The sequence below is a fragment of the Phocaeicola faecium genome (genome assembly GCF_014837055.1).
Taxonomy (GTDB): domain Bacteria; phylum Bacteroidota; class Bacteroidia; order Bacteroidales; family Bacteroidaceae; genus Phocaeicola; species Phocaeicola gallinarum.
In genome coordinates this window covers 42,052-63,044 of record NZ_JACSPQ010000014.1, presented here as the reverse complement: position 1 = coordinate 63,044, position 20,993 = coordinate 42,052, and the positions used below count along the sequence as shown (strand labels likewise).

At 45.4% G+C, this 20,993-nt stretch carries 20 protein-coding genes; 13 read left to right on the top strand and 7 right to left on the bottom strand.

Annotation, left to right across the window (positions count from 1 at the left end; translation table 11 throughout):
- Both H9626_RS11180 and H9626_RS11175 read left to right on the top strand, forming a co-directional pair.
- Positions 1 to 1,248 (top strand): lytic transglycosylase domain-containing protein, encoded by a 1,248-nt coding sequence (locus H9626_RS11180; protein ID WP_178257627.1) that lies wholly within the window; start codon positions 1 to 3, stop codon positions 1,246 to 1,248.
- A 73-nt stretch (positions 1,249 to 1,321) separates the two neighbouring features.
- Positions 1,322 to 3,595: a RelA/SpoT family protein gene (locus tag H9626_RS11175; RefSeq protein WP_178257626.1), complete on the top strand. Its 2,274-nt coding sequence runs from the start codon at positions 1,322 to 1,324 to the stop codon at positions 3,593 to 3,595.
- 24 nt (positions 3,596 to 3,619) lie between these two features.
- On the opposite strand, the gene H9626_RS11170 is transcribed toward H9626_RS11175, so the two are convergent.
- Together H9626_RS11170 and H9626_RS11165 are read right to left on the bottom strand one after the other, a co-directional pair.
- Entirely contained in the window at positions 3,620 to 4,054 is a 435-nt protein-coding gene (locus tag H9626_RS11170; RefSeq protein WP_178257625.1) for a nucleoside deaminase, read from the bottom strand.
- 4 nt (positions 4,055 to 4,058) lie between these two features.
- Positions 4,059 to 4,292 (bottom strand): hypothetical protein, encoded by a 234-nt coding sequence (locus tag H9626_RS11165; RefSeq protein ID WP_178257624.1) that lies wholly within the window; start codon positions 4,290 to 4,292, stop codon positions 4,059 to 4,061.
- 74 nt (positions 4,293 to 4,366) lie between these two features.
- On the opposite strand from H9626_RS11165, the gene H9626_RS11160 reads away from it, so the two are divergent.
- The 6 genes from H9626_RS11160 (at position 4,367) to pyrH (ending at position 9,228) form a co-directional block, all read left to right on the top strand.
- Positions 4,367 to 4,732, top strand: coding sequence for a YraN family protein (locus tag H9626_RS11160; RefSeq protein ID WP_191710511.1), 366 nt, complete (start codon positions 4,367 to 4,369; stop codon positions 4,730 to 4,732).
- A gap of 24 nt (positions 4,733 to 4,756) precedes the next feature.
- A complete protein-coding gene (locus H9626_RS11155) occupies positions 4,757 to 5,113 on the top strand; it encodes an MmcQ/YjbR family DNA-binding protein (RefSeq protein WP_191710510.1) in 357 nt (118 codons plus the stop codon).
- Entirely contained in the window at positions 5,100 to 5,858 is a 759-nt protein-coding gene (locus tag H9626_RS11150; protein ID WP_191710509.1) for a biotin--[acetyl-CoA-carboxylase] ligase, read from the top strand. Before H9626_RS11155 ends, H9626_RS11150 begins: the two co-directional genes overlap by 14 nt.
- On the top strand, positions 5,842 to 7,140 hold the full coding sequence (locus H9626_RS11145) for an MATE family efflux transporter (RefSeq protein WP_191710508.1): 1,299 nt from the start codon (positions 5,842 to 5,844) through the stop codon (positions 7,138 to 7,140). Before H9626_RS11150 ends, H9626_RS11145 begins: the two co-directional genes overlap by 17 nt.
- 516 nt (positions 7,141 to 7,656) lie before the next feature.
- Entirely contained in the window at positions 7,657 to 8,442 is a 786-nt protein-coding gene (locus H9626_RS11140) for a glycerophosphodiester phosphodiesterase (RefSeq protein WP_191710507.1), read from the top strand.
- Between the two features lie 75 nt (positions 8,443 to 8,517).
- Positions 8,518 to 9,228, top strand: coding sequence for a UMP kinase (gene pyrH, locus H9626_RS11135; protein ID WP_178257618.1), 711 nt, complete (start codon positions 8,518 to 8,520; stop codon positions 9,226 to 9,228).
- A gap of 84 nt (positions 9,229 to 9,312) precedes the next feature.
- Here pyrH and H9626_RS11130 read toward each other — a convergent pair whose 3' ends face one another.
- From H9626_RS11130 to H9626_RS11115, 4 genes are all read right to left on the bottom strand, one after another.
- Entirely contained in the window at positions 9,313 to 10,545 is a 1,233-nt protein-coding gene (locus H9626_RS11130) for a GTP-binding protein (protein WP_178257617.1), read from the bottom strand.
- A gap of 218 nt (positions 10,546 to 10,763) precedes the next feature.
- Positions 10,764 to 13,166, bottom strand: a complete 2,403-nt coding sequence (locus H9626_RS11125; RefSeq protein WP_191710506.1) for a TonB-dependent receptor — start codon at positions 13,164 to 13,166, stop codon at positions 10,764 to 10,766.
- Positions 13,167 to 13,257: 91 nt separating this feature from the next.
- Positions 13,258 to 13,845 carry a helix-turn-helix transcriptional regulator gene (locus tag H9626_RS11120; RefSeq protein ID WP_178257615.1) on the bottom strand — a complete coding sequence of 196 codons (588 nt, stop codon included), beginning with the start codon at positions 13,843 to 13,845 and terminating at the stop codon, positions 13,258 to 13,260.
- A gap of 64 nt (positions 13,846 to 13,909) precedes the next feature.
- On the bottom strand, positions 13,910 to 14,719 hold the full coding sequence (locus H9626_RS11115) for an alpha/beta hydrolase (RefSeq protein WP_191710505.1): 810 nt from the start codon (positions 14,717 to 14,719) through the stop codon (positions 13,910 to 13,912).
- 277 nt (positions 14,720 to 14,996) lie between these two features.
- On the opposite strand from H9626_RS11115, the gene tsaE reads away from it, so the two are divergent.
- From tsaE to H9626_RS11100, 3 genes are read left to right on the top strand one after another with little or no spacing between them, the layout of a single operon-like run.
- Positions 14,997 to 15,425, top strand: coding sequence for a tRNA (adenosine(37)-N6)-threonylcarbamoyltransferase complex ATPase subunit type 1 TsaE (gene tsaE, locus H9626_RS11110; protein ID WP_178257613.1), 429 nt, complete (start codon positions 14,997 to 14,999; stop codon positions 15,423 to 15,425).
- An 8-nt stretch (positions 15,426 to 15,433) separates the two neighbouring features.
- Positions 15,434 to 15,661, top strand: coding sequence for an immunity 17 family protein (locus H9626_RS11105; RefSeq protein WP_178257612.1), 228 nt, complete (start codon positions 15,434 to 15,436; stop codon positions 15,659 to 15,661).
- Positions 15,658 to 16,164: an NUDIX hydrolase gene (locus H9626_RS11100; protein ID WP_191710504.1), complete on the top strand. Its 507-nt coding sequence runs from the start codon at positions 15,658 to 15,660 to the stop codon at positions 16,162 to 16,164. The genes H9626_RS11105 and H9626_RS11100 overlap by 4 nt, the downstream gene beginning before the upstream one ends.
- A 506-nt stretch (positions 16,165 to 16,670) precedes the next feature.
- On the opposite strand, the gene H9626_RS11095 is transcribed toward H9626_RS11100, so the two are convergent.
- Complete coding sequence (locus H9626_RS11095; RefSeq protein WP_178255563.1) at positions 16,671 to 17,876, bottom strand: ROK family transcriptional regulator; 1,206 nt, start codon at positions 17,874 to 17,876, stop codon at positions 16,671 to 16,673.
- Positions 17,877 to 18,034: 158 nt separating this feature from the next.
- On the opposite strand from H9626_RS11095, the gene nagB reads away from it, so the two are divergent.
- Both nagB and H9626_RS11085 read left to right on the top strand, forming a co-directional pair.
- Positions 18,035 to 18,826, top strand: coding sequence for a glucosamine-6-phosphate deaminase (nagB, locus tag H9626_RS11090; protein ID WP_178255564.1), 792 nt, complete (start codon positions 18,035 to 18,037; stop codon positions 18,824 to 18,826).
- Positions 18,827 to 18,862: 36 nt separating this feature from the next.
- Positions 18,863 to 20,848: a glucosamine-6-phosphate deaminase gene (locus tag H9626_RS11085; RefSeq protein ID WP_178255565.1), complete on the top strand. Its 1,986-nt coding sequence runs from the start codon at positions 18,863 to 18,865 to the stop codon at positions 20,846 to 20,848.
- The last annotated feature ends 145 nt before the right edge of the window (positions 20,849 to 20,993 follow it).

Below are 20,993 nucleotides of genomic sequence, written 5' to 3'. Positions count from 1 at the left end.
ATGAAGAAATTAGCCGTTACTCTATTAACCATTCTAAGCACGTCAATACTCCCGGCTCAAAACACCGTGGAAAGTATCACCGTAGAATCCGGAGCAGGAAAAGAAGAAGTGATAGGTCTGCCCGAAGGAATGCTTTCGGAAACAGACAGTCTGTATTTGGACTGGATTTCAAAAAACTATATCACGCCGAACGAGAACTGCACCATGACGGCGGAAAATCCGCAGATTAGCGACTCGCTTTACATCGACCGCTTACAGCGCATCCCTGCCATCATCGAAATGCCGTTTAACGACATTGTGAAAAAGTTTATCGAAATGTATGCTACCCGCCTGCGGCAAAAGGTTTCGTTCATGCTGAGTGCCAATAACTTCTACATGCCCATCTTTGAAGAAGCGCTCGACCTGAACGACCTCCCGCTTGAACTGAAATATCTTCCCGTGATAGAGTCCGGCTTAAACCCCACGGCTACTTCGCGACAGGGAGCTGTAGGATTGTGGCAATTCATGCTGCGCACAGGAAAGGTGTACGGACTGGAAACCACCACGCTGATAGACGAACGCCGCGACCCGATAAAATCGACACGGGCTGCCGCACGGTATCTGAAAGATTTATACGAAATATACCACGACTGGAACTTGGTTTTAGCTGCATATAACTGCGGACCGGGCACTATCAACAAAGCCATCCGCCGAGCAGGAGGTGAAACCGATTTCTGGACTATCTACAATTACCTGCCCAAAGAAACACGCGGATATGTACCTGCTTTCATCGCGGCTAACTATATCATGACCTACTATTGTGAACATAACATCAGTCCGATGGACATGACCATGCCCGAAGGCACAGATACCATCCACATTTCACGTTCACTCAATCTGAACCAAATAGCCGATGTATGTAAAATAAACATCGACAAGTTGCGCGCTTTGAATCCAGAATTCAAAAAAGATATTATCCCCGGCAATGAAAAGCCATACGCCCTGCGTTTGCCAAGCAATATGGTAAGCTATTTTATCGACCATGAGGATAGCATTTACAATTACAAACCGGAAGTATATCAAAAACGCCGCAGCACGGTAGATGTAAAAGACATTCCGGCAAGCAAAGCCGTATACCACCGCATCCGCAATGGAGAAACTTTAGGCGGAATAGCCCAACGTTATGGAGTAAGCGTAAATCAGCTTCGGCGGCTGAATGGAATCAGAGGAAGCAACATCCGTGCAGGAAAATCAATTCGCATCCGTTAAAAGTTAAGTATATTCTTGCATATTTCTTTATTTTCCCTATTTTTGCATTATTGATTATAGGAAAGGGAGAAGTATGACTGACGACGACAAACTTACACAGGAACAGGCAGATGAAAAACAAATAAACGAGGCCTTTCAAGAATTACTTGACAGATATTTAGAAAGTAAACATCGCAAGAAAGTTGAAATCATAACCAAAGCTTTCAACTTCGCCAAACAAGCTCACAAAGGAGTACGCAGACGTTCTGGAGAACCTTATATCCTGCATCCGATAGCAGTCGCACGTATTGCCTGCTGCGAAATAGGATTAGGCTCTACTTCCATTTGTTCTGCCCTGCTGCATGACGTCGTAGAGGATACTGACTATACCGTAGAAGACATCGAAAACCTGTTTGGACATAAAATTGCCCAAATCGTAGACGGACTGACCAAAATATCAGGTGGAATATTCGGCGATCGGGCTTCGGCACAGGCTGAAAACTTCAAAAAGCTGTTGCTGACCATGAATGACGATATCCGGGTTATCCTGATAAAGATAGCCGACCGTCTTCATAACATGCGTACGCTTGGCTCCATGCTGCCGAGCAAACAATATAAGATAGCCGGGGAAACCCTTTATATTTATGCACCTTTGGCGAACCGATTAGGGCTAAACCGCATCAAAACAGAATTAGAAGATTTAAGTTTCAAGTACGAACATCCGGAAACTTACCAGCAGATACAAAGCAAACTGCAAGCTACTCAAGCCGAACGCGAAAGTGTATTCGAAGAATTCACTGCCCCCATCCGTGCCCAATTAGACAAAATGGGTATATCGTATCGGATCATGGCACGAATCAAATCTCCCTATTCCATTTGGAATAAGATGCAGAATAAGCATATCACGTTCGAGGAAATCTACGATATCTTGGCGGTACGTATCATCTTCACTCCTCGCAACGAAGAAGAAGAGTTAAACGACTGTTTCGATATTTATGTAGCAATATCGAAAATATACAAGCCGCATCCCGACCGACTACGCGACTGGGTAAGCCATCCCAAAGCCAATGGTTATCAGGCACTCCACGTTACCCTTATGAGTAATAAAGGACAATGGATAGAGGTTCAAATCCGAAGCGAACGCATGAATGATGTTGCAGAACAAGGATTTGCCGCACATTGGAAATACAAAGAAGGTGGAGGAAGCGAAGACGAAGGCGAACTCAGCAAGTGGCTGAAGACCATTAAGGAAATATTGGACGACCCGCAACCCGACGCTTTGGATTTTCTCGATACCATCAAGTTAAATCTTTTTGCTTCGGAAATATTTGTATTTACCCCCAAAGGAGAAATCAAAACCATGCCACAAAACTGTACGGCATTAGACTTTGCGTTCTCTATCCATACGTTCTTGGGAAGTCACTGTATCGGTGCCAAAGTCAATCACAAACTGGTTCCGCTCAGCCATAAATTGCAAAGCGGAGACCAAGTGGAAATCTTAACTTCAAAGTCTCAGAAAGTTCAGCCCGCATGGATAAACTTTGCTACAACCGCTAAGGCCAAAGCAAAGATTTTATCTATACTGAAACGTGAACGCCGTGAGTTCCAGCAGCAAGGAGAAGATTTGTTGCACGACTTCTTCCAAAATGAAGGTATCGAAGCCAGCGAAGAAAACATTCAAAAGCTATGCAAACTCCACAATGTAAAATCAACGGAGGAATTGCATTACCAGATTGGACAGAAGATTATCACCTTAGGTGATGCCGACCGTAACGAACTGAAGGAAAAGCCCTCTCCTACCAGTTGGAAGAAATATATCTCTTTTGCTTTCGGAAACAATAAGACGAAAGGCACGGAACAGACATCAAGCGAACCTACACCGGAAATCGACAAGAAAAAAGTAGTAAAACTTACGCCCGATGCCATTCAGAAAAACTACATCATAGCCGATTGCTGCAAACCGATACCGGGCGATGACGTGTTAGGATATATCGACGATAACAACCGGATTATTATCCATAAACGCCAGTGTCCGATAGCCACGCAACTGAAAACTAGCTTCGGGAACCGCTTGCTTGCCGTACAGTGGGAAACAGGAAAAGCATTGTATTTTCCGGTTAATGTTTATTTGAAAGGGATTGACAGCATTGGTATATTAAACCAAGTTACTCAAATCATATCCCAACAGTTGAATGTGAATATTCATAAGTTGAATATTGAATCGAATGATGGCATTTTTGAAGGACGTATCCAACTATATGTCCACGACGTAGATGATGTCAATACCATTTGCTCGAATCTCAAAAAGATTGAAAATATCAAGAAAGTAACCCGCATCGAGAATTTCGAAGACCAAATAACGGATTAATCGGCAGCAATACAGGACAGATTATCAACGTTTGCTGCGAAAGAAATCTTTCATCAAGCGGGTACATTCATCAACTAAAACGCCTTTCACCACTTCTGTTTTGGGGTGTAAGGCGTTTGGTGCATATTTCTGATAGCCCCGCTTTTCATCGCCCGCTCCAAACACCAGACGGCGTGTCTGCGCCCACGCTATTGCTCCCGCACACATCACGCAAGGTTCTACTGTCACGTATAGCGTACAGTCGTTCAAGTATTTCCCACCCAACGCATTGGCAGCAGCCGTTATCGCCTGCATTTCGGCATGGGCTGTTACATCCGTCAGCGTCTCTGTAAGATTATGCGCACGGGCTATGATGCGGTCACGGCAAACCACCACCGCCCCTACCGGCACCTCACCTTCTTCAGCCGCCTTTTGTGCCTCCATCAGTGCCTGCTTCATATAATACGTATCGTCTGCCATAGCTTTATCTGCGCATATCGTGTTCTTTAAACAAAGTAGGATAATCTTCTTCCATTTTCTGATGAATAAACGCAAGAATCGTCTCCCGAAGCCAGCGAGCCTTGTTCGTTATCTGATATTTCTCCAGATAACGATCTACTATCTGTACTTCTTCTTCGCTCATCAGGCAAACCATCCGCTGCTTCCGTGGCGGAACCGATGAGGGTACTTTTTTTCTCTTTTTCCCGTTATTCACCATAATTGATACAAAATTAATGCACTTTTGTCAAATTCAAAGCACAAAAATGTCTATTTTTGCAGAAAAAGGGAATAATGGCGGAACACAATGAATTAGGCAAGAAAGGTGAAGACGAAGCTGTTGCTTACCTGCAAGACCGGGGATATACGATTATTCACCGAAACTGGCATTCGGGAAAGCGTGAGCTGGACATCGTGGCGGAAAAAGACCGTGAGCTAATAGTAGCGGAAGTGAAAACACGGCGCAACGAAAGATACGGATTGCCGGAAGATGCCGTTACCAACCAGAAAATCCGCAGCATTGTAGCCTCAACGGATGCCTATCTCAAAAAATTCCAAATAGACCTGCCTGTACGGTTCGATATCATCACGGTTGTCGGAACAGAACCTCCCTACCACATCGAACACATCAAAGAAGCCTTTTTCCCACCTATCTGGTAGTAATTAAAACAGCAACATTACATTATGGACATAGAAACAATACGAGAATATTGCTTGAAAAAGAAGGCGACCTTCGAGTGTTTTCCTTTCGATGAGGTCAACTTGGTTTTCAAGGTGGTAGACCGCATGTTTTTGCTAATCGACCTTGACAGACCGGAATGGATTTCCATGAAGTGCGATCCGGAATATGCCATCGAATTGCGTGAACATTACCGGGGGATTGAGCCGGCGTATCATTTCAATAAAAAATATTGGAATCAGGTGTCGTTAGAGGCTGATGTCCCAGACCATTTGATTCTGTCGCTAATAGACCATTCTTACGATGAGGTTATCAAGAAGTTTACAAGAAAACAAAGAGTTGCTTACAATGAATTATCCTGATCCTATCCGGCTGGAGGAAACAGTTTCCACCAATTCTTACCTTGCCGACTTATGCCGAAAAGCATCTGTTACGGAACTGACGAGTGTTTATACCGATTTTCAAACCGCAGGACGCGGACAACGGGGAAACAGTTGGGAGTCGGAGGCGGGAAAGAACCTGCTGTTCAGCTTTGTGGTATATCCTGATTTCTTGGAGGCACGCCGACAGTTTTTTCTTTCGCAGGTTACGGCTATCGCGCTTCAGGAGGTACTGTCGCAATACGCAAAAGACATAACCATCAAGTGGCCGAACGATATTTATTGGCGCGACAAAAAGCTCTGCGGAACGCTCATCGAAAATGACCTGACGGGGATGTATATCAGCCGCTCGATTTCGGGCACGGGCGTGAATCTGAATCAGGCACGCTTCACCAGCGACGCCCCTAATCCCGTCTCGCTTTTCCAGATTACCGGACAGCAATACGACCGGCAGGAGATACTCCGCCAGATAATGGAACGTATCGTTCACTATTATGCACTGCTGAAGTCCGGTGAAACCTCGGAGCTGACCACACGTTACCAAGCCGCGCTTTACCGCAAACACGGATTCCATGCGTATAAAGATAACAACGGAATATTCCGGGGGCGCTTCTGCGAAGTGGAACCTTCGGGAAGGCTCATACTTGAAGATGAAGCCGGGCTACAAAGAGCCTATATGTTTAAAGAAGTAACCTTCTTAATTCCTCCGTATGACACCGATAAATAAGCAAATCCTCCATATTGCCATCCCTTCTATCGTTTCAAACATCACCGTACCGCTGTTGGGACTGGTGGATGTTACCATTGTGGGACATTTAGGCTCGGCGTCGTATATCGGTGCCATTGCGGTAGGTGGCATGTTGTTCAGTATGATTTACTGGATATTCGGATTTCTGCGCATGGGTACAGGCGGACTGACGGCACAGGCATACGGAAGTCACAATCTGAAAGAAGCTACGCGCATCCTGCAACGCTCCATTGCCGTAAGCATGTTGCTTGCCCTCGCCCTGCTTATCCTGCAATACCCTATCCGTGTCATTGCTTTTCTAATTATCGATGCCAGTCCCGATGTGCGCCAACTGGCGGCAAGCTATTTCCACATCTGCATTTGGGGCGCCCCTGCCACGCTGGGACTGTACGGCTTTACCGGATGGTTTATCGGGATGCAGAACTCGCGGTTCCCGATGTTCATCGCTATTACTCAAAACATAGTCAACATAGCGGCAAGCCTGTTTTTTGTTTTCGCACTGGGTATGAAAGTCGAGGGTGTGGCATTGGGCACGCTCATCGCCCAATACGCCGGATTGCTGATGGCTTATTTGCTCTGGCTTCGTTATTATCGTCCGCTTCGCAAGCACCTCAGCCGGAAACACATCTTCGAGCGCGAGGCAATGGTTCGTTTCTTCCAAGTAAACCGCGACATTTTCCTGCGCACGCTTTGTTTAGTTGCTGTCACCGTATTTTTCACTTCTACCGGAGCGGCGTATGGCGACGTAACGCTGGCGGTCAACACCCTGCTCATGCAACTCTTTACGTTGTTTTCTTACATCATGGACGGATTTGCATACGCCGGAGAAGCGTTGAGCGGCAAACACATCGGGGCAAATAACCGTACTGCGTTACGCCTCACCGTGCGCAATCTTTTCGGATGGGGACTTGCACTTGCATTGATGTTCACCCTGCTCTACGGCATCGGAGGAAAAGGTTTCCTGCGACTGCTGACGAACGATGAGTCGGTGATTCTTGCCTCTGCCACCTATTTCTACTGGGTGTTGGCCATCCCGCTGGTAGGATTTTCCGCTTTCCTGCTCGACGGGATTTGTATCGGAGCCACTGCCACACGCCTGATGCTACGCGCCATGATAGTGGCTTCCGCCGGCTTCTTCCTTGTGTACTACGGTTTCCGGTCTTCGTTAGGTAACCATGCGCTCTGGATGGCATTCATCCTGTATCTGTTGCTCCGAGGAGTCGTTCAGGCGATACTAAGCCGTCGGCTCATTAACAAATAAATTGTAGGGGTGTATCGCATACGCTCTGAATGCACCAACTTACCCACGAATATGCTTTCGGGCGTATGCGATACGCCCCTACATTGGTTAATTACGGACATGAATTACTAAACATCCCTAATAGAGTTTGGCGAAACGGGAGGCATGGGAAAACTTAGAGCTTGTCGTAATTTGTACGACAGGCTCTTAAACAGAATTGAAATCTTTGTTTCATACTGATGAATTTTCAGTCTCACAGAGCAGAAAAAACGGGTGTATCGGGTGAAATTCCAGCGGGGAATTTTATCTTTGCCGATACACATATTACCCAACAAGCTTAGAAACTGTATCCTATCTCGTCGGGAACTTGAAAAACGCTACCCATAGAACAGGTCAACACTATGGGTAGAACCGACCAATTCTACCGCATAAGATGACCAACACTAACGGTAGTGTTTTTCGGGAGATGCCATCGGGTGTTTTCTGCTTTTAAGCCGGCGGGTAATAATGTTTAAACAGCTTATAAAACAGAACTTTATGAACACGAAGAAACTTTTTATTACGTGCGTATGCTCGCTCTTCATGCTTGCTACCCACGCGCAGACACAGGTCATCGCCCATCGCGGATTCTGGAAAGCCGAAGGCTCGGCGCAAAACTCTATCACCGCACTGAAAAAAGCTGACGAAGCGGGAGTCTACGGCTCGGAGTTTGATGTGCAACTGACGGCTGACGGCGTGATAGTGGTAAACCACGATGAAACAATAGCAGGGCTGACTATCGGGAAAACTCCTTACAACAAGCTGAAGGACTTGAAACTGAAGAACGGAGAAACGCTGCCTACGCTTGCCGATTATCTGAAAGCGGGGAAACAGTTGCCCGACATCCGGCTCATCCTCGAAATCAAGCCGCATCCTACCCAAGCGCAGGAGGACGAGATAGCCGCTTCTGCCGTTAAAATGGTAAAAGAGTACGGGATGGAGAAACAGGTGGAATACATATCCTTCAGCATGAACATCTGCGAACAAATAGCACGGCTTGCACCGGACGCTGAAATCGCTTACTTGGAGGGAGACGTGACTCCCCAAGAAATCAAGGCAAAGGGACTGACGGGAATAGATTATCCGTACGATGCGTTCAACAAACATCCCGAATGGGTGAAAGAGGCTCATGAGTTAGGTTTGAAAGTCAACGCATGGACAGTAAACAAAGAGTCTGACATGCAAAAATTAATTGACCTGAAGGTAGACTATCTGACTACCGACCATCCGCTGAAAGCCAAAGCACTGACCGAAACTCAGGAAGCCTCCAATCGGACAAAATAAACTCCGTGATTTTTATCCCGTTTCTTGGGTTTTATTTTTACCTTTGCGATAAAACCAATAAAAGCAATGATTACTATGGCAAAATTTAAGCGCATTTTATTAAAACTCAGTGGCGAGAGCCTGATGGGAGAAAAGAAATACGGAATTGACGAAAAACGCCTCGGCGAGTATGCCCAACAGATCAAGGAGATTCACGACATGGGCGTACAGATAGGTATCGTTATCGGCGGCGGCAATATTTTCCGCGGACTGAGTGGGGCAGGTAAAGGTTTCGACCGCGTAAAAGGCGACCAAATGGGAATGCTCGCCACGGTTATCAACAGCCTCGGATTAAGCTCGGCGCTGGTGGCCGCGGGCGTAAAGGCGCGTGTGCTGACTGCCATCCGCATGGAGCCTATCGGTGAGTTTTATACGAAATGGAAAGCTATCGAAGCCATGGAAAACGGAGAAGTGGTTATCATGTCGGCAGGCACCGGTAATCCGTTCTTTACCACCGATACGGGTTCATCGCTTCGCGGTATCGAGATAGAGGCTGACGTGATGCTGAAAGGCACGAGAGTGGACGGCATTTATACTGCCGACCCGGAGAAAGACCCCACAGCAACGAAGTTTGATGACATTACGTATGATGAGGTTTTGGCACGCGGCTTGAAGGTTATGGACCTGACGGCTACCTGCATGTGTAAGGAAAATAACCTCCCCATCATCGTATTCGACATGGATACCGTGGGTAATCTGAAGAAAGTAATGTCGGGCGACAACATCGGTACGTTGGTACATAATTAAACATACGGAAATAAATATACCCGCATCTTTGCTGCAAGATACGGGTATATTTTTACGCAACGTATGCGTATGAATCATTCTTTTTTATTCCAAACACTCATCAAGGTCGCGCGCCAACTGTTCTTTGTCTAAGTGCTGACCGATGAAAACAATCTTTTCCATGCGGTCGCCGTACTTCGCATCCCAGTCGCGCATCAGTCCGGGTTCTTGCTGCATGAGCTTAATCAAGTCTTCCTCCGGAGCCGTGGCATACCACAGACCGGCTTCACGCAACTGTTTTTGTTTGCCTGCCTGTTCGAACAGGAACGACATGTCGCGATTATGGCTGAAGTAACAAACGCCTTTCGCACGAATTACATTCTTGGGCCATTTGGTTGCGATAAAGCGGTCGAACTTATGGATATCGAATGCCGGACGGCGGTAATATACAAATGTACCGATGCCGTACTCCTCTACTTCGCCTCCCTCGTGATGGTGATGATGGTGGTGATGTTCATGCTCATCATGGTCGTGTTCCTCGTGATGCTCGTGGGCTTCGTGGTGATGTCCGTGTGCGTGAGCCTCCCGTTCCTCTTCCTCGGTAGCCTGCTGCTCGATGCCGCGAATCCATCCTGCCGACATTGCCACTTTTTCAAAATCAAACAGATGCGTGTTGATTATCTTATCCAAATCCACTTTCGAATAATCACATTCAATGATTTCAGCCCCCGGTTGCAACGTCCGTATTATCTGCTTGATGCGTTTCAGCTCTTCAGGCTCTACTTCCGAAGCCTTGTTCAGCAGAATGATATTGCAGAACTCGATTTGCTGGATAATCAGATTTTCAATATCTTCCTCATCAATGTTTTTGCGCGTCAGGTCATCGCCGCAGGCAAATTCGCTTTGCAGACGCAACGCATCGACTACGGTCACGATGCTATCCAAACGGCAAATACCATACTTGATGTATGCACCTCCCATCGTAGGGATAGAGCAAATGGTTTGTGCTATCGGTTCAGGTTCGCAGATGCCGCTTGCCTCGATTACGATATAGTCGAAACGCTGTAATTTCATCAAATCGAATATCTGTTCCACCAAGTCCATTTTCAGTGTGCAGCAGATACATCCGTTTTGCAGAGCCACAAGGCTGTCGTCTTTCTTGCCCACGATACCTCCTTTCTGAATCAGGTCGGCATCGATGTTCACCTCACCAATGTCGTTGACAATGACAGCAAACTTAATCCCCTGCTTGTTTGAAAGAATATGGTTTACTAAAGTAGTCTTTCCGCTGCCCAGATAACCGGTCAGGAGCAGCACCGGAATTTCTTTTGTTTTCATCTTACGCTCTAATTTTTGATGTTCAAGACAACCGATACGTTCAGATTATGAACGAATCGGCTACGTTGCAAAATTACAATTTATTTCCTTTTCGAAACCCATCATACAAGCTATAAAAATAAAAAGCAGCAAACCCGTTTCACTCTGAATCCGGATTTGCTGCCCAATCAGCTTATTTCCTCGTATAGCCTATCTGATTACCCGATGCCATCGAATGTTTAGAATCTGCATCTCACATCTATACCAACTTGTAACGGACGCCCCATTTGAGCGAATCCTCGTCCCATCGTTTCAAAATAAAATGCCTGATAATCTTTATTCAACGCATTGTTTATCCATAACGCCACCTGTCCGTTTCCTTTATTCAGGCTGATACGTCCGTTCAACGTGCCATACAAACACTGGCTGGCATTGTTTTTCTCTGTCCAATAAATACGTCCGGCAGCCCGATAATTGGCGTCAAGCGTAATATTGTCGAGGATGCGGGTATTACGAAGCGCAAATACGTACTGTCCGCCTACGGTAAAAGTATGCTTCGGAACGAAAGGCACGTAGTTACCGTTATAGCTTACCTCTGCCATTGTTCCGTTTGATGTTTTCTCGTTAGTAACATAATCGGTAAAGGTAGCATAGGTATAGCCGTAATTTCCATGCAGGCTGAACGCATCGGTTATTTGGGTGCGAAGAGCTGCCTCAGCACCTATACTCCGACTCTTTCCGGCATTGACAGTGATGCGGCCCATGCCTCTTTCAGAAAAACGAGACAACTGCTGGTCGTGAGTATCCATATAGAATGCCGCAAAATCCGCCTGAAGTTTGCCGTTGAACAGCGTTAAATGAGAACCTATTTCATAATTCCACGAATATTCCGGACGGTAAGAGGTAGTGCCCTTAATATCCGTTTCTGTTTTCGGTAACTTATCGCCTGCCATCTGAGTAACCATCCCATGTGATTTCTCATCAATGGCGGCAATCATCTGACCGGTCATTTCACCTTGTATCAAGTCGGAAAACATCTGTACGTTATAGCCTCCCGAACGATATCCCTTCGATACGCTGGCATAAATGTTCGTATTGGGGGTAAAATCGTATTTCAATGCAACTTTCGGAAGCAACTGGAAGTTATCTGTATTTAATTTACCATCCAGCAAAGGATTGATTTGCATGTCGCGCAAAGGAATCTCCATCATCGGCAGCTTGACATTGAAATCGAAATTCATCTGAGTGCCTGAATTATAGGTCAGCCAATACTTCTCATACTCCAGACGCAAACCGGCTGTCAGTGAAAGCCCTTCCACAAACAAATCGTTAATGGTAGACTGGTGATAAATGGCGGTACTGGCTGTAGGAGTTTTGAAATGCCCGCTTACCGTAAACATCGGATCGGTTACATCGAGTTCCATGTCGGGCATACGCGGATTACTTGCTTTCAGCGAAGCAAAAACATTATTCACATTATCCTCAATCATACTCTTTACCCCGTCATTGCGGAAAGTGACAGGTCCGTCAGTAGAAAGCCACTGGTAAATACCGCTCACACCGGTAGTCCATTGCCAGCGTCGTCCGGGCAAGGATTTCATAATAATTTCTTCGGAAAGCGTTTTAGAGTTCTGTATCTGAGTCAAAGTGTAAATATCCCGCTCCGTAAAATCTTGGTCCATATCCATGTGGTCGCGCAGGTATTGGAATCCCGTAACACTGCTCAATATAAATGCATCAGTATGACGTTCAACATTCATTCCGGCATTCAACAGATTACGCTTGTAACCACAGTCATTATTATAAGATATCTTCCCGATATACGCTTCACGGTCTTCCGTCCCTGAAACCCGGCCGGTATACTCGTACGGATATCCGCCCTGATTGTTATATTCGTAATTAACGGTAAAATCTAATTTCAGGTTCTCATGGGGCAAATAAATGGCCCGTATGCGTCCGCCAAACTCATCGTTGCGGTCAATGCGCTTATCTGTATACGTATTTTTGAAGAAGCCTCCCTCATGGCGGTAGAACAGACCCACAGAGAAAGCAAACTGTTCCGATATGCGGTGGTAGTGGGTCAAAGAAGCGCGGTAGTCGTTATACGTTGCACCGCTCAACCGCAAATCAGTCCCCTGATAAGTAAAAGGCGACTTGGTATAAACACGAATCAGTCCGCCCATTGTATTACGTCCGTAAAGCGTTCCCTGCGGGCCGCGCAACACGTCGATTCGTTCGATATCGGAATAATTAAAATCGAAAGCCGATTTGTCAATGAAAGGGATGTTATCGACGTACAGTCCTACTGCCGGCGTATTGATACGCGAACCGATACCACGCACGTAAACCGACGTGGTCAGTTTCGAGCCATAATCGGGTATAAACAAGTTAGGAACCAATCCTGAAAGAGATTTTACCGAAACCACCGAATTGCTTTGCATATCGCGTTGCGAAAACGAAGTGGCTGACACGGCTTGCTGCCTCAAACGGGCATTTTCTTTCGGTGTAGCTATCACAACTACTTCTTCAATGTCTATCACTTTCGTTGTATCTCCGGGCAAAATGTAGTGTTCCGCCTTAGCCTGCACCGAGCAAACCAGCATGGCAACAGCAGGCAGAACAAGCGCTGTACGTCTTTTCATCCTTTATATTATTAGGTTTAGTAATTCGGCTGCAAAGTAAAGGCATATCTCCGAAAAACACAATCCTAATTTATGAGGATTTTACCGGATATCAGATGCGGTCGACCTCTACATATCCGTGCATGACGGCGTATACAGCCAAACCCGACACCGATTTTATTCCTAATTTCTCGGTTATATTCTTGCGGTGCGAAATAACCGTAGTAAGACTGATATTCAGCTTCTCTGCTATTTCTTTATTGATGAGTCCTCTCGTTACAAGCACCAACACTTCTATTTCGCGGGGCGAAAGTTCATGCTCCATATCCTGAGCCGGAACATCAGACGGGTGAGACGAAGCGTGTCCGTAGCGGCGAAGCTCCATAATGGATTTCACCAGACGGTCTTGAGACTGACAAATGTTCAATGTCGGAATGCCATTCAGTTGCGGTTGTTCACCCGCAGCAAGAACAATGGTTTTCGGACGTCGCTCTATGAAAAAGGCTGTATGCTCAAAATAAATCTGTGCCGAAACAAAATAATGGGCATACATATCCGGCGTATCGGCTATCAATCCTCCAAACGATGGAAATGTACGGATAACTCCTTCGGGAATCAACTCTTCGAGTATGGTGCGCAGCCCCAAAGCCGTCAGCGTATTCGGTTCAAGAATTGCTATTTCAGGTGTATGATTCGTCATTTACAGAATAGTTTAGTATATATAATATATAGGTATGCAAAGATACATATTTTCCCGGTTACGCCTATTTTTTTTCATGTTCTTCAATGAACCTCAGCAACAAAGGGAAAGCAGCCACAGGCATGTTTCCGTGGTCGTATCCGTCTAACTCGTAAAGGGTAACATCGGGATGTCCCAAAAGTTTAAACAGGCGGTAAAAATATGCCGATTCTTCATAACGTCCGTAAAGTTCTTTTTCGCGGTCGCCGGAGATTATCAGCAAAGGCGGACAGTCTTTCCGGACGTGATAAAGCGGGGCCGTACGGTCAATCAGCGGCTGAAGCGGAGGCATCCCCATCCGGTTACGCGCTTCAAAATGAGTAATGACCTGCCCGCTGAACGGAATCAGTCCGGCTATCGTATCCGGATTCTTCCCGTATTTTGCCAACAGACTTTTATCCAAGCCTACCATGTCTATCAGATATCCTCCGGCAGAATGTCCGGAAAGATAAATCTTCTCCTTGCTTCCGCCATAATATTCCACGCTATCCATCGCCCAAGCCACGGCAGCCGCAGCATCGTCTAATATTTCCTGTATCGTAGCTTTTGGAGACAGGCGGTACTCCACGCCCACTACCACCAACTTGCCGTTCAGCAACGGTTCGGGCAGCTCCCTGCTTCCTCCCGTCAGCCCGCCGCCATGAAACCATACCACTACCGGCGCATGGGTTACTCCCTTCGGCACGGCAACGTCTAACCTGCATACGGAATCCGTGTACGCATCGCCGGAAGGCACCGCACGGTAAGGAATGTTTCTCCGGTAAGTATAATCGCCCGTTGCGGCACTCAATCCGCAAAAACAGCACAGAAGAATAAAGATAAAAAGTTGTTTCATAGTCTTTTCTTTTTTCGAATAATAGGTTTCACGGATGCAAAAGTAATGGTTTCCGCCCGATGAGAAAATATTCCGGGAAAAATATCTGCCTAAGTGAAAAACGCTACCGCATGAACAGGGTAACGCTACCGCATGTTTTGAGTAAAACTAACCGAAAGACCGGAGTGTCTTCCGAATAGGATTTTTACCGGGAGGATGATACAAAAATCCGACGGAAACAACTTAACGTTGGCTTTTTTGTTATACTTTTGCATTATCAACTTATTAACAAAACATTATGGAACTAAAGATTGATTCATTGGAACATATTCGCGAAGCTGCGCGCACGTTTATCGCCGCAATGGGAGACAATACCGTTTTTGCTTTTTACGGAAAAATGGGCGCGGGCAAAACAACTTTCATCAAGGCAGTATGTGAGGAACTGGGCGTAACGGACGTGATCAACTCGCCTACGTTTGCCATCGTCAACGAATATCGTTCCGATACAACCGGTGAACTAATCTATCATTTTGATTTTTACCGCATCAAGAAGCTGGAAGAAGTGTATGACATGGGCTACGAAGATTACTTTTACAGCGGCGCACTTTGCTTCATCGAATGGCCGGAATTAATTGAAGACTTATTGCCGGGAAATACCGTAAACGTTTATATTGAAGAAACGGAGAACGGCAGCCGCATGATACGTTTCAACGACGCAGAAGAATAACTGCAATCATGGGAATACATTATTTCTTACAAGCCTTGTTCGTACTTGTGGGGGCTGTTGCCTTATTAGGAGCCGTCTTTAACTGGGACTGGCTTTTTACGGCACGCAACTCACAATTCATAGTAAGCAACGTAGGACGCAAACAGGCGCGCCTTTTCTATGCCGCCATCGGGTGCGTAATGATTGCCACAGGTATCTTTTTCTTTTTAAACACCATAAACCCTCCCGTTTCATGAAAGATAACAGTGAAGAAATGTTTCCCCTCGTAGACGAAGAAGGAAACATAACAGGAGCTGCCAGCCGAGGCGAATGTCATAACGGCAGCAAGCTGCTTCATCCGGTAGTCCACTTGCATGTGTTCAACAGCCGAGGCGAGCTTTACCTGCAAAAGCGTCCGGAGTGGAAAGACATCCAACCCGGAAAATGGGACACGGCAGTAGGCGGACACATCGACTTGGGAGAAAGCGTAGAAATGGCATTGAAGCGGGAAGCACGCGAGGAATTAGGCATAGAGGATTTTACTCCCCAGCTTTTAACACATTATGTATTCGAGTCGGACCGGGAAAAAGAACTGGTATTCGCCCATAAAACCGTGTACGATGGCGTAATTACTCCCAGCGAAGAATTAGAGGGAGGACGTTTCTGGACTTTAGACGAAATCCGCAACCATATCGGGCAAAACGTATTCACTCCCAACTATGAAAGTGAATTTAAGCGCCTGTTTAAATTTTCCGATTAAGTATTTTTATCCGCCCCTTTTTGAGTTTGTTTCCGGTCTGTTTCCCCGTTTTTACTCGTCAGATAGCCCGCTATCATCCTCGTAAAAGCCGAAAAACATCCTCGAAAACAATTCTCAAACTGAGGCAGAGCAAAATTTAAACAGGCTCTAAGCGCCTTGCTTTCTGACGGATTGATTCAAATCAAGTTTTAGTGGCTTTCAGCGTATTTTTTCATCGTTTTGCGTACAAGCATGATAAGAAAAGCGTAATTTTGTGTTGTAAAACATAAAAGCTAAAGGATAACACAAAATGAAAAAGATTAAAGACATTCTAAAACAGGGATTTATTATGGCCGGAAAAACCCATGCATGGGGTAACGTAACGAGATAAGCGACATTCGTCTTATCTCTTGACGCAGAACAAAAAACAGACCTGTTTCATGGGATCAAAAAAAAGTTTCATAAGACCAACAACATACTTGATCCTATGAAACAATTTTTTTCTTTTCCAACCAAAGTAAAATGCTTTATGATGCAAACAACTTGCTGCGCGCCAAAAGCGCCGAACCGATAGCGTTTGCTTTATCCTGCAATTCTGAAAGAACAATATCTGCACTGGGATACATCAAATTCAAAGTATAACGGCGAACGGCCGAAATAATGGGTGGAAGCAGATAATTTCCCGCCCGCGACAACTCACCTCCGATAATAACCTGTTCGGGGTTAAATATATTTATCAAATCGCTGACATGACGTCCCAGCTTCGCTCCAATCTCTTCTACCAATTCGATGGCAAGCACATCTTCACGTTTTACCACTGAAATAATATCATCGACCGTTATTTCGTCGATGGGCTTTTCTTGGGTCAACACCGAATTTTCGCCTGCCCTCACTCGCTCAATAAATTTCCGATAAAGCGCCGAGCAGGAAACTTCAGTCTCAATACATCCTTTTTTCCCGCATTCGCAAATCTGCTGGTTATCGTATCCGTAGTTATGTCCAAACTCTCCGGAGAATCCGGACATGCCATCGTACATTTTACCGTCTACAATAATAGCCATGCCCAATCCCCAGTTTACATTAATAAATATCAGATTACGCGGACAGCCGTCACTACGCTTGATAAATTCGCCATACGCCATCGCCCGGCTATCATTATCTATACATACATTCAAATGCAGCCGCTCGGCAAGCAAAGCACTAATCGGATGTTCTTCCCCAAAATTCAGGCGCGTATAGTTACAACCTATATTGGGATTAACCCTGCCGCTCATCCCAACGCAAACATTCAGTATTTTATTAGTATCGACAGACAAAGAACTAATAAAACGCCGGATTTCTTCCGCCAGACGATCGACACAGTCCATCGTATTGTCTTGCTTAAAAGGCACTTTCATTTCAATGTTAATCACGTCTCCCTTGAAATTAATCAGAGCCATATTAAGCGAATCTTTCTTTAAATCCACTCCTACAAAATATCCGGAATCAGCATTTAACCCATATAAACTGGGATGACGTCCGCCAGCCGTTTCCAGTTTTCCACAATCGTTCACGTAACCATCCGCACAAAGTTCATCAATAAATTTGGTTACGGTAGGCACACTTAACCCCATACTTCTCGACAAATCTGTAATCGTTGTCGTTCCCTTATAAATAAGATGCGTGATGATGCGTTGCTTCATCAATGCAGTCTTTAATCCTTTCTGAATATCTGCCAATAACGCCTGTCCCATATTTACATTATTTATTGTAACTCCACAAAATTAATTATTTTATTTAATAACACAGGAATTATAATAGAAAAAAAAACTTTTTATTTGTCTATATTCATAATCCTTAATATATTTGCAAGAGTAAAGAATGCTAATTAACCAATAAAATACATATAGCTATGAGAGTAATTATTGAACCTGATTACCAAGCCCTGTCAAACTGGGCTGCGAATTACGTCGCAAAAAAAATCAATGCTGCCCAACCGACAGAAGAAAAGCCTTTCGTTTTGGGACTTCCCACAGGGTCGTCTCCGCTTGGCATGTATAAAGCTCTAATCGAACTCAACCAAAAAGGAGTTGTTTCGTTCCGCAATGTGGTAACGTTCAATATGGACGAATACGTAGGACTGCCCGAGTCTCACCCGGAAAGCTATCATTCATTCATGTTCAATAACTTCTTTAACCACATCGACATCCGCAAAGAAAACATTCACATCCTTAACGGAAATGCAGCCGACTTGGAAGCCGAATGTGCCAACTACGAAAAGGAAATCGAAAAATTCGGAGGCATCGACCTGTTCTTAGGCGGTATCGGTCCTGACGGACACATCGCATTCAACGAACCGGGTTCGTCACTGTCTTCACGCACCCGCGTAAAAACATTGACCACCGACACAATCATTGCCAACTCTCGTTTCTTTGAGAATGACGTGAACAAGGTTCCCAAAACAGCTCTTACCGTAGGTGTAGGTACGGTATTGTCTGCACGTGAGGTATTGATAATCTGTAACGGACATAACAAGGCACGCGCCCTTCAACATGCCGTAGAGGGTGGCATCACGCAGATGTGGACCATCAGTGCATTGCAAATGCACCAACACGGAATCATCGTGTGCGATGAAGCTGCAACCGATGAACTTAAAGTTGGTACATACAAGTACTTTAAAGATATCGAAAAAAACAATCTCTAATAAAATTATAGGTACATTCATTAAATCATTATAACCATGAGAACGAATCTCAGCTCCCAAATCTCATTGAATCGCGTTTCTCCGCGCTACTATAAAGTGGAGAGTGCGGTTGAGCGTTCTGTATTAACCCGCTTGGAAAAGATACAGACAAACATTTTTGAAACAATGGAAGAAGGCACTCGCCAGATAGCTGACGAAATCATCGCCAAAATCCAAGACAGACAACGCGAAGGCAAATTCTGTACGATTGCTATCGGTACGGGTGCTTCGTTACGTCCTTTATTCAGCGAACTGGTACGCCGTCATAAGGAAGACGGTATCAGCTTCCGTAATGTTATTATCTTTAATCTTTATGAATATTACCCGCTGACTGAAGGAGCCGGAAGCAGTTTTAATCATCTGAACAAATTACTTCTCTCGCAAATAGATATTGATAAACAGAATGTGTTTACAATGGACGGCAGCATTCCGCAAGATGCCATCATCGACCATTGCCGCTTATACGAGCAACGCATCCAGACATACGGAGGTATTGACATCGCCGTAATGGGTATCGGAAGAGAAGGTAACATCGGTATGAACGAACCCGGTTCGCAAGTCAACTCTACTACCCGACTGATTCTTATCAATGCTACTTCGCGTGCCGAATCGGCTCGTAACATTGGTGTCGACAATCTGCCTCCTTGCTCTATCACAATGGGTATCAATACGATTCTCGGAGCACGCAAGGTATATGTCATTGCTTGGGGAGAAGATAAAGCTGATATCATCAAGAGTGCAGTAGAAGACAAAGTAAGCGATACGCTGCCGGCTTCTTACCTGCAACTTCATACCAATGCCACTGTTTGTATCGACTTGGCTGCTGCTGCCCATCTTACCCGCATCCAGCGTCCGTGGTTAGTAACCAACTGCGAATGGAACGACAAACTGATTCGAAGCGCTATCGCATGGCTGTGCAGCATTTTGAACAAGCCCATTCTGAAACTTACAAACAAAGATTATAACGAAAACGGATTGAGCGAACTGCTGGCTCTTTACGGTTCTGCATATAACGTAAATATCAAGGTATTCAACGATTTGCAGCACACCATCACAGGATGGCCGGGAGGAAAGCCCAATGCAGACGATACTTATCGTCCCGAACGTGCCAAACCGTTCCCGAAACGTGTCATTGTGTTCTCACCGCATCCGGATGACGATGTTATTTCAATGGGTGGAACTATCCGTCGCCTCGTTCAGCAGGGTCATGAAGTACACATTGCTTACGAAACCTCTGGAAACATTGCCGTAGGCGATGAAGAAGTAGTACGCTTCATGCACTTTATCAACGGATTCAACCAATTGTTCGAAGAAGGTGGCGACAAGGTTATCTGCGAAAAATATGCTGAAATCAAGAACTTCTTGCTCAATAAAAAAGAAGGCGATATCGACACACGCGATATCCTTACCATCAAGGGACTTATCCGACGTGGAGAAGCTCGTACGGCTTGTACCTATAATAAGATTCCGTTGAACCGCTGTCACTTCCTCGACCTTCCGTTCTATGAAACGGGTAGAATCGAAAAGAATCCTATCAGCGAAGCCGATGTGGAAATTGTACAGAACTTGCTGCGTGAAGTAAAACCGCATCAGATTTATGTAGCCGGCGACTTGGCTGACCCGCACGGAACACACCGCGTATGTACAGATGCCGTATTTGCTGCCATCGATGAAGAAAAGAATGCAAATGCAGAATGGCTGAACGACTGCCGCATCTGGATGTACCGTGGAGCATGGGCTGAATGGGAAATTGAAAACATCGAAATGGCTGTTCCTTTGAGTCCTGAAGAATTACGCGCTAAACGTAACTCTATCTTGAAACATCAGTCACAGATGGAAAGCGCTCCGTTCCTCGGAAACGACGAACGTCTGTTCTGGCAGCGCAGCGAAGACCGTAACCGTGGTACAGCATCATTGTACGACCACTTGGGATTAGCTTGCTACGAAGCAATGGAAGCATTCGTTGAGTACAAGCCTATCTGATACATACAGATAACTCAACCAAAAGATTAGGCCCGACCGCGCCTCGTCATCTATAAAACGAGACGCGGTCGTTCGCTTTTATAAGTAAAGGGTTATACTTATTTCTTTTATTACTACCTCTGTTCACAATTTTATTTACACATCT

What these genes read in the sequence shown, in the direction of transcription:
- H9626_RS11180 (WP_178257627.1), top strand. Translation starts at nt 1, where the DNA reads ATGAAGAAATTAGCCGTTACTCTATTAACCATTCTAAGCACGTCAATA.
- H9626_RS11175 (WP_178257626.1), top strand. Translation starts at nt 1,322, where the DNA reads ATGACTGACGACGACAAACTTACACAGGAACAGGCAGATGAAAAACAA.
- H9626_RS11170 (WP_178257625.1), bottom strand. Translation starts at nt 4,054, where the DNA reads ATGGCAGACGATACGTATTATATGAAGCAGGCACTGATGGAGGCACAA.
- H9626_RS11165 (WP_178257624.1), bottom strand. Translation starts at nt 4,292, where the DNA reads ATGGTGAATAACGGGAAAAAGAGAAAAAAAGTACCCTCATCGGTTCCG.
- H9626_RS11160 (WP_191710511.1), top strand. Translation starts at nt 4,367, where the DNA reads ATGGCGGAACACAATGAATTAGGCAAGAAAGGTGAAGACGAAGCTGTT.
- H9626_RS11155 (WP_191710510.1), top strand. Translation starts at nt 4,757, where the DNA reads ATGGACATAGAAACAATACGAGAATATTGCTTGAAAAAGAAGGCGACC.
- H9626_RS11150 (WP_191710509.1), top strand. Translation starts at nt 5,100, where the DNA reads ATGAATTATCCTGATCCTATCCGGCTGGAGGAAACAGTTTCCACCAAT.
- H9626_RS11145 (WP_191710508.1), top strand. Translation starts at nt 5,842, where the DNA reads ATGACACCGATAAATAAGCAAATCCTCCATATTGCCATCCCTTCTATC.
- H9626_RS11140 (WP_191710507.1), top strand. Translation starts at nt 7,657, where the DNA reads ATGAACACGAAGAAACTTTTTATTACGTGCGTATGCTCGCTCTTCATG.
- pyrH (WP_178257618.1), top strand. Translation starts at nt 8,518, where the DNA reads ATGGCAAAATTTAAGCGCATTTTATTAAAACTCAGTGGCGAGAGCCTG.
- H9626_RS11130 (WP_178257617.1), bottom strand. Translation starts at nt 10,545, where the DNA reads ATGAAAACAAAAGAAATTCCGGTGCTGCTCCTGACCGGTTATCTGGGC.
- H9626_RS11125 (WP_191710506.1), bottom strand. Translation starts at nt 13,166, where the DNA reads ATGAAAAGACGTACAGCGCTTGTTCTGCCTGCTGTTGCCATGCTGGTT.
- H9626_RS11120 (WP_178257615.1), bottom strand. Translation starts at nt 13,845, where the DNA reads ATGACGAATCATACACCTGAAATAGCAATTCTTGAACCGAATACGCTG.
- H9626_RS11115 (WP_191710505.1), bottom strand. Translation starts at nt 14,719, where the DNA reads ATGAAACAACTTTTTATCTTTATTCTTCTGTGCTGTTTTTGCGGATTG.
- tsaE (WP_178257613.1), top strand. Translation starts at nt 14,997, where the DNA reads ATGGAACTAAAGATTGATTCATTGGAACATATTCGCGAAGCTGCGCGC.
- H9626_RS11105 (WP_178257612.1), top strand. Translation starts at nt 15,434, where the DNA reads ATGGGAATACATTATTTCTTACAAGCCTTGTTCGTACTTGTGGGGGCT.
- H9626_RS11100 (WP_191710504.1), top strand. Translation starts at nt 15,658, where the DNA reads ATGAAAGATAACAGTGAAGAAATGTTTCCCCTCGTAGACGAAGAAGGA.
- H9626_RS11095 (WP_178255563.1), bottom strand. Translation starts at nt 17,876, where the DNA reads ATGGGACAGGCGTTATTGGCAGATATTCAGAAAGGATTAAAGACTGCA.
- nagB (WP_178255564.1), top strand. Translation starts at nt 18,035, where the DNA reads ATGAGAGTAATTATTGAACCTGATTACCAAGCCCTGTCAAACTGGGCT.
- H9626_RS11085 (WP_178255565.1), top strand. Translation starts at nt 18,863, where the DNA reads ATGAGAACGAATCTCAGCTCCCAAATCTCATTGAATCGCGTTTCTCCG.